This window comes from Sphingomonas arabinosi (assembly GCF_036663715.1).
Taxonomy (GTDB): Bacteria; Pseudomonadota; Alphaproteobacteria; order Sphingomonadales; family Sphingomonadaceae; genus Sphingomonas.
In genome coordinates this window covers 1-7,883 of record NZ_JAXOJN010000038.1, presented here as the reverse complement: position 1 = coordinate 7,883, position 7,883 = coordinate 1, and the positions used below count along the sequence as shown (strand labels likewise).

The window sequence follows — 7,883 nt, the reverse complement described above, 5'->3', positions numbered from 1 at the left end:
AACGTCTCATACACACCCAACGTCCGCATAGCCGGACCGTCGCGGGGTGGAGCAGCCCGGTAGCTCGTCAGGCTCATAACCTGAAGGTCACAGGTTCAAATCCTGTCCCCGCAACCACCACCATAGAACTACGATCGCCGCCCCTCGGGGCGGCGTCGTCGTTTGTGGCCCAGGTTATCAGGTGCGACACCTTCGCGGCGACCTCCGCCTCTGGACCATCCTTGCCGTCTGGATAGATCGTAACACTCTCGATGAGCGTCGACAGAATCTCTGCCGCTTCGCCGCGGACCGTTTCAGCGTCGAGCGCCTCGCGCAAGCGGCTGACCTTTTCCTTGAATAGTTGCTGCAATGCAGGATGCGACAGGATCGTGGCGCCGGGCGCGACGGTCGTTGGCGTACTCAACTGTCCTTCCAGGCGCGCTTTCTCGGCTTCGCGGTCTCCAAGGAGCTTTAGCAGGGCAGGGCTGGCCACCGCTGCCAGCATGTTGGCGGCCAGCGTGTCAATCTCGCGGGTGACAACCGCGAGGCGGTCGATGATCGATCGATCCTGCCTCGCCGACATGCTCGTTAGCCGCGCCATCTCCCGCTGGAACTCTTCCGCGAACAACCGCGCATGATCCTCGGTCAGCAACTGGTTTTGGAGAGTCGATAGGGTTGCCGTCTCGAGGGGGCCCTTTCGGACCGAGACCGTGTTCGAGCAGGTGCCGCGCTCCTTCTGGCCGGCGCAGCGATAATAGTCCTTGCCCGAGATAGTGTAGCCCGACCCGCAGCAACTGCAGCGGATGAGACCCGACAGCAAGTGCTTCCTGCGGTTCTGACGGGCGACCGGAACATCGGTGCTGGGACGCAGACGCTTCGCTATCTGTGCCTGAACCGCGCTCCACTGTGCGTCATCGACGATCCGCAGATCCGGCACGGCGACTTCGATCCATTCTGAATGTTCGCGTAGGCGATAGCGTCGCTCGCGCTTCTCGCTGTCCGGGTTGCGACGCCATTGCCGGCGTCCCCATACCAGCCGGCCAACATAAAGCGGGTTGTTGAGAATGCCGGTCGCCTTTTTCGGGTCGCCGCGGACCGTCGAGGCATTCCACTGCCCGCCGCGCGGACCGGGCACGCCGTCGGCATTCAGCCTGGTCGCAATCTGGATGGACGAGGCGCCGGCCGCGAACTCGGTAAAGATGCGCTCGACGATGGCGGCCTGTGCCTCGTCGACCTCGAGCAGACCGCGAATGCGCTCGCCGCGGTCATCGAGGCGGATGACCCGCTTGTAGCCATAGGAGCGACCACCGGCACAACGGCCCGCTAGCACTGCCGCCTCCATGCCGCGCAAGGTCTTGTCAACGAGGTGCTTGAGGAAGATCGCGCCCAGCAGCCCGGCGACGGCGAACTTGATCTCGTCGACGTGCCCCTCGCTCACTGTGTGCAACTGCACCCGGTGGTAGGCCAGCTTCTTGCCGAGCCACGCCACATCCTCCGCATCGCGCGCAAGCCTGTCGAGCGCTTCGCAGACGATCAAGTCGACTGTTCCCGACTCGATGTCCGCCAGCAGTTTCCTCAGGCCGGGCCGATCGCGGCGATAGCCGGACTGTTCGGGGTCATGATACGTCGCCAGTACGGTACCGCCAACATAGGCGACGAGCTTCATGCACGATTCGGTCTGATCAATACTCGACGTGGCCGTTTGCATCGCGGTCGAATGGCGCCCGTAGAGGACAATGCGGGGGGCAGGGCGCATCAGCATGGTGGAGGAGCACCTTGTGGTAGGGGTATATTAATCAGCGGGTGTGCCGGGATCATTGGTTGCCCGCGGGGCGGACGCGCAGCGTGCATAATGGTCGGCTGCCGCCTGCTTCGCAATCAAACGGACGAGCTTCGTCATGCCGACGGCGAAGGCTAAATCGGCAGCGTGCGGTGGGTTGGCGCGAACAGGAGTGGCAGCGGGTCTCATCCATGATGGGATGACGACTCGGACGATGAGCGGACAGGGTACCTAAAACTGCTGCGGGGATCATTGCCCCAGCCACTCCGCGGGTGAGATCTGAAGCAGGACCGCACCGTGCGGCGGCTTCGGGTCATCCAAAAGCTTATGTACTCGCTGCAGCAGTTTTCGGCCCGCCTTATTGTCGGGGTCGGTGCTCGTATCGCCGATATGCCAGTCGCAGCGGCTGATCGCCTTCAGCGCGGTGGCAATCCGGCGCACGCGGTTGGCGGTGCCAGGCAAGGCAGACGGTGTCGGTGCCGCCATCGACACCTGCTGTCCTTCGTCGATAGCGCGAAGTGTAGCATCCAGCCGGCCGGGCAGGGCGATTAGGTTCAGGGCCAGGACGGTAACGGCCTCGGGGACCGAGAGTCCGAGCTGGGCTTGAGCGAAGCTCTGCCTGCCCATCCCAGTGTCGCGCAGCATTTTCGGGGTGATGGCGGTCAGCGGCGCGATGGCGGTTCGGACGTTTGCGGTGATGCGCTGGTCCGCGGTTGCGTCGAACGCGGCGGATCCGAGGCGCTGGTAGATGCGGCGTGCCATTGACAGGAGCCGATGATCGTAGGCGAGCCGACCGCTGGCGACCGCGCGGTCCAGCGTCTTCCTGCCCGAGCCGCCCCCTGCCATGCCGAGAAACTGGTCCAGGCGTCTAGAGGGTTTGACGAGCCGATCGATAAGGAGGGCGCCCTGCCTCGCCCAAGCTGGATCGTCATCAACGAAGCGCGGACCCATCGGCTCGGTCGCGAGGCGTCGTAGATACTCGGCGAGTAGTCGGGCGCGGACGACACCGAGGAGCAGCGCGTGGTCACGCACGACTGCGCGGATAAGCGTCCGCTGGTCGGGTGAGTCCGGCATCAGTAGGTAGAGGCCGACGAGATCGCCTCGAAGGAGCAGCCGCCAGCCACTCGCACATGACGCGCGAAGCGACTGCAAATTTCTCGTATGCCGCGCGATGTCGAACCCGAGATCCTTCTGCAACCGACCGAAGTCGGCAATCGACGTTCCGCCTGTCAGCATGCGTGTTACCCATGCGCCGATGCTGCCTGACAGGCGATACTGGCGAGGGAATACCAGCGGCTTGAGGAGCAACTCGCCGGAAAGATGGCGAAGGTCTCGCTGCCGGCCTTCAACGGCAATCTTCAGCGAGTATTTCCTCCAGGTGAGGTCGGCGCGAAGGGCGGAGGGTGCCACGGGCTCTTGTCGCTCGTCGTGCAGGACCGAGGAGATATGGGCAGCCGCCAGATCCTCGATACAGCTCATAGGAGTGCCCCTGGAGAAGAGGGCGTGGATTGCAAGGCTCGCGGGGCGATGACGACCGACGGACGGCACCGTGTTCAAGTATGTGTTCATAGGAAAAACTCAGGCCAGCGCATACGGTCCCTGGAACCGTATCGATCAACCCCGAAGGGCGTTTGCTGACCCGCACTCGCAGCGGCGGGAAACGGAAAGGCGGGGTTGATAGCGCGCCCCGGCGACCTGCATGCAGCCGCTCCAGGTGGCGGCTGTTGACCTAGCGCCTCGTCCGCGCATCTCAAGACGAAGCTGATTTAACATTTCGCCCTAAGGCTATCTTGTCAAGCTGTCATTCTGAGCGAGGTGCGACTGGCGTGGGGCAGTGACTCCCGTCAGTCCATTGGCGGTACAGCGCGACGATCTCGGACTTTGCCAAGCTGGGATTGCCTGCGACGTCGCCTGCGACATCGGCGAAGTTGATCTGCGACATGATGTTCTCGACAGCGCCTCGGATGAAATAGTGAGCGGACGGGCTGGCGGAGAAATTATGATGCAATCGACCCGCCCGCTCTCCGACCCGCTGGATCGCGAAATCCGCGCGTTCCGGCGTTGTGAACTCGAAATCGGGGTGGTTTGTCGCGACTGGCCTCGGCGTGCGGAATTGCGAGGTGCGACGCCAGATCTGGAAGACTGCGGGCACATGGTACGGCTTTGACTGGAACAGGAAGGCATTGGCGGGCACATCATGCTCGCAGACCAGGTGGAACGAAGGATCGAGCTTATTCTCGATGGAGGCTTTCCGGAATGTTCTCGGGAGGATGAATGCAATTATTTCAGATTGATCAGCCGCATGATTGAAAAATCTGACCGCCGTACTGGAGTTTTTGCCGAAGGGTGGGTTGCCGATGATAGCGATCTTTTGATCGGTCTTGATCTTAGTCGTCAGGAAGTCGGCGGTCGCTATTCCGGGATATTTAGGGTCGACGTCGTAGCCCAAACTGCCCGCGGGCAGGAGGCTGAAGAACGCTCCCGTCCCGGCGCTTGGCTCGACCATTTTATAGTCGGACGGGTTGAAGTGGGATTTGAAGATGCCGTAGAAATGTAAGGCGACATCCGACTTGGTGAAGTACTGGTCGCGTCCGCGATCCGATGCGTGATTATCGTTGCACGCTGCACTTGCGACCGATGAAGCCGGATTGAACGCGGTTCCCGCCGAGAGCGATGCGGCGATCCCGAATCCGCCGACCTGATGCGTCGTTACCTCTGTGGCGACGCTTTTGATGCCCATGATCACAACCATTTCATTAGCTCCACTTCATTGCTGTTTACGGAAGTTCTCTTTCCGTTCCCTTTTATTACCGATTGGCGGTTGCGCTCGATACCGGGTTTTGCAAAACTGTCGCATATGGCTAAACAAAATCCCTTCACGCCGCGTTCGGCTCGCCCGAGCAACCTTCATGAAGTGGTTAAAGAGCTACGAAAAATGCAGAGGAAGACCACCGCAGCGCTGGCAGCCGAAGCGGACGTAAGTGTTCGAACAATTCAGCGAATGGAGGCCGGCGAACCAACGTCTGCTGACACGATCTTGCGGGTGGAGAAAGCTCTCCTCTTGGCACCCGGTACGCTAGTGGAACGTTGGGAGACCGGTGAGACGACTTTGTCGGCAGGTATTGGGCCGAGAATGCGTGAGTTACGTCGCAAACGGCGTGTTACAATCACGCAGGCAGCGGATTACAGCAGGGTAAGCGTGGCTATGTTATCACGCCTCGAGAGAGGTCTTCTCGGTGACTTACATTGGGAGGAACTACCGATAAACTTTAATCTCATAAGAGTTTTAGGATTTTCCAGTCGAGACCAATTTGAAGAATGGGCTGAAGGTAAAATGCGAGCGCCAGTTCCCGCGATAATAACGCGAGGCTGGCCTTCTCTCGCCCGCACCACTTCCGCTTAAATGGCGCAGCAGTACGCCACCCATAACGTGGCATATTAAGAAGCTTGCTTTCACCATGTCGGCAACCTCGGCCGGGACACCGGCACCTTTGCCGCTGTTGACCTCAGCTTTCTTCACCCACTCATGCAGCGTTTGCGGAACGCAGCCGATCTTTTCCGCGATTGACACCACCGCGGCCCATCGCGAGGGACGATCCCGCTCGTGGTCAAAGACTATTCGCATCGCGCAAGGCGAACTTCCGGCGCAAATTTGTTCGTCCTCTTGCTCATACAAGCTCCACCTTTTCACCAGTTTGAGCCTCCGGCAAACCTGGCGCGGTTCACGCCTGTGGCGCGCCTGCGGTTGACGCAGGGCGGCAACCCAGTCGATTAGCACCGGTCAATTTCAACGAAGGGGCCAATAAGGCGAACAACTAGTGAGCCTGGGGTCGTCATCTGCGAGCCGCGCTTTAAGCCCCTCGCGACCTGTTCCCGCTCTTCTGGGTGACCGAACACGGGCAAGAAACTAGCGAAATGGAGCCGTTTGAAGTTGCCACAGCTATTGAGGGGGGCGGTCGATCCGAACTGCTTATTGATGAGTTGGTGGTCGCACAGCCTTGATAAGCAAAATAGGTCGCCGCACGGCAATCGGGCGCCGGCCATTCTCGCGCAAGAAATAGCGAAGGATTCATTGGGAACCTTTCGCGAAGTTTCTGCCGCAAGTGCAAATATACAATTGCTCCTAGATTGGGTACAGGCTTGTGTGGCTGGCACCGCGTTCCCATCATCACTTCTTCGTAAAAGTTGCATGAGATAGCATTATGTCCGACAGTAACTCTACTCCCGCACGCATCGAGGCTACGCCGACAGTCATCGCGCTGCTCGAGGCAGAGATAGCAGAATATAATAGTCGCCGCGCCAAATTGCTCGAGGTAGTAGTCGGATTGACAGCCAACCGGCGAGCGGAGGTGTTTAGGCGACACCTAGAAGGATTGACGCTTAGAACTACCTACAACGCGCATCGGATCAAGGCTGGAAAAACTCTGGTTGCCAAACTGCGAGAAGAATTGAAACCGCTGATCGAGCAGGTGCTCGTTAAGGAACTGGCGATCCATCTCGCAGAGACAGAAGTGGCGCTCTATGAAGAGGCGGAACAAGATATCCTGCGGGAGCGGGCGGTCAAAAAAGAGACGGGACTCTACGCTGATACGGCAAGGTTTATCGATCTTCTGTACGATGAGCATGAGGTAAGCCGCGACGACTTTGCGGCGCTGACGACAGAGGACGTGGCAGCCGTCGCGGCTTTGATCAATGAGCGCGTGAGCGCGCGATTGAGCAAGGAACTATGTACTGAAAGCTTGAAATTTGCTAGGAAGTTTTGACCCTATTCAAACAGAGTAGCGTGGAAACGTTGTAAACCGATCTGCAATAATGCTTTGATGCATAAATTATCGGAATGTTAAATGCGGAAACATTTAATAAGACCCAATTAAAGCGATTAGTATAGTGTGTGGTTCAAAGGATCGAAACTCCCCAGACCTGGCAGGGGGTCGGCGAGTATTGCTGCGGCCATTTCGTGAAGTAGATCAAACCTGCCGCTGTCCGCTTTGCGCAGCTTAAATCCCGCCGCTTCCCACTTATCACGCGCCGTCCAATCCGGCGCGAGGCTGAGATAGCAAGCTGACGCCTGAAATAGGGCAAGGTGATCGAGCGGCACGGTGGGCGGCGGGGGCCCAATATCCCGTGCATACCGGAACACGGCGCGGCCAAGCTGATGCCGCTGTTTATCGATCAGTCCAATTCCCGTCGCAGTTAAATCGAGGTCGTCGCAGTCGAAGGGGACGGCGGGGAGGGCGGTAGCGATCAACTGATGGTCGCTACCCCGCTCGGCAGCGACCGGCATCAGGTAGAGCAGCCGACGACAGTGGGCTTCGGCTATTTCGCTGGAGAGCGGTAGGGGATCGCTGGTCAGATAGACTGCAGAAGGGAGGCGAGCGCTGGTCATCACGGCGCGCCAATCCGCATAGGCCGGCTCCTCATTTGCCAGCCGATCAAGCACGTGCGTATCGTGTGCATTGGCCGACGAACCTAGCATCAGCTTTCCGAACGCCACGAGTTCGTTTTCCCGCCGTTTATCTCGGTCTTCTACGGTGGCGAAGTAGACGGCGGGCTGGGCGCCAGCTGGAAAGCTCGATGCGACCTGAGCGTTGGTCGAGAGTGGCTTTTTGCGGCCCGCGTGCTCTGCCCATTCGCGCGTCGCGTTGAGGATGCTGGCACGAAGGTGGCCGAGGAAAGCCTTGTCCGCTCCGAAATCGGCAAGGTATCGTCGAAGTTCGGCGTCCTTCGGCTGGGATACTGCTCGCATCAGCGGCCAGGCCGAGCCGAGCGCTACTTTGGCACCGATCGCCTTACGCAATTCGCGTATCAGCGTGGCGGCAATCAGCAAACCCAATTCAGTGCGCTGCTTTTGCGCTATCGTTGCGTGCACCGAACCACGCTTATTAGCCGTCCGCTCATATCGTGTCAGGATCCGCGGTAGATAGTTGCCGGCGGAGCCTGTCTTGTTCCCTGGTTTTCGAACAGGGATGTGAGCGGCGACGTCGAACTTTCCTTGGGCGATCGCTTCTGACGTGACCCCCGTCTTTCATCCAGCAGCAACCAGAGACCGACCGTTGTTGTCGCGCAGTAGCGCGGGCGAAGCAACAGGCGGGTTTAAACCCGCCCGTTGCTTTTCAAGTTCGGC

Annotated in this window: 6 protein-coding genes, 1 tRNA gene and 1 pseudogene; 3 read left to right on the top strand and 5 right to left on the bottom strand. The window is 59.5% G+C overall.

Going from position 1 to position 7,883, the window contains the following annotated elements:
• Positions 1–40 precede the first annotated feature (40 nt).
• Positions 41–117: transfer RNA gene (locus U1708_RS20285), tRNA-Met, on the top strand.
• Here U1708_RS20285 and U1708_RS20805 read toward each other — a convergent pair.
• From U1708_RS20805 to U1708_RS20265, 3 genes are all read right to left on the bottom strand, one after another.
• Positions 74–1,687, bottom strand: a complete 1,614-nt coding sequence (locus tag U1708_RS20805) for a recombinase family protein (RefSeq protein ID WP_443030100.1) — start codon at positions 1,685–1,687, stop codon at positions 74–76. The two genes, U1708_RS20285 and U1708_RS20805, sit on opposite strands and share 44 nt — an antisense overlap.
• 321 nt (positions 1,688–2,008) lie before the next feature.
• Positions 2,009–3,238: a hypothetical protein gene (locus U1708_RS20270; RefSeq protein ID WP_332748087.1), complete on the bottom strand. Its 1,230-nt coding sequence runs from the start codon at positions 3,236–3,238 to the stop codon at positions 2,009–2,011.
• Positions 3,239–3,560: 322 nt separating this feature from the next.
• Entirely contained in the window at positions 3,561–4,511 is a 951-nt protein-coding gene (locus tag U1708_RS20265; RefSeq protein ID WP_332748086.1) for an SAM-dependent methyltransferase, read from the bottom strand.
• Here U1708_RS20265 and U1708_RS20800 point away from each other — a divergent pair.
• A complete protein-coding gene (locus U1708_RS20800) occupies positions 4,461–5,162 on the top strand; it encodes a helix-turn-helix transcriptional regulator (RefSeq protein WP_443030099.1) in 702 nt (233 codons plus the stop codon). The genes U1708_RS20265 and U1708_RS20800 overlap by 51 nt on opposite strands.
• A gap of 45 nt (positions 5,163–5,207) precedes the next feature.
• Here U1708_RS20800 and U1708_RS20260 read toward each other — a convergent pair.
• A pseudogene (locus U1708_RS20260) lies at positions 5,208–5,431 on the bottom strand (IS3 family transposase); the annotation flags it as partial.
• A 530-nt stretch (positions 5,432–5,961) separates the two neighbouring features.
• Between U1708_RS20260 and U1708_RS20255 the strand changes: the two are divergent.
• Positions 5,962–6,522, top strand: coding sequence for a hypothetical protein (locus tag U1708_RS20255; RefSeq protein WP_332748085.1), 561 nt, complete (start codon positions 5,962–5,964; stop codon positions 6,520–6,522).
• A 116-nt stretch (positions 6,523–6,638) separates the two neighbouring features.
• On the opposite strand, the gene U1708_RS20250 is transcribed toward U1708_RS20255, so the two are convergent.
• On the bottom strand, positions 6,639–7,592 hold the full coding sequence (locus U1708_RS20250; protein ID WP_332748083.1) for a hypothetical protein: 954 nt from the start codon (positions 7,590–7,592) through the stop codon (positions 6,639–6,641).
• Between the last annotated feature and the right edge of the window lie 291 nt (positions 7,593–7,883).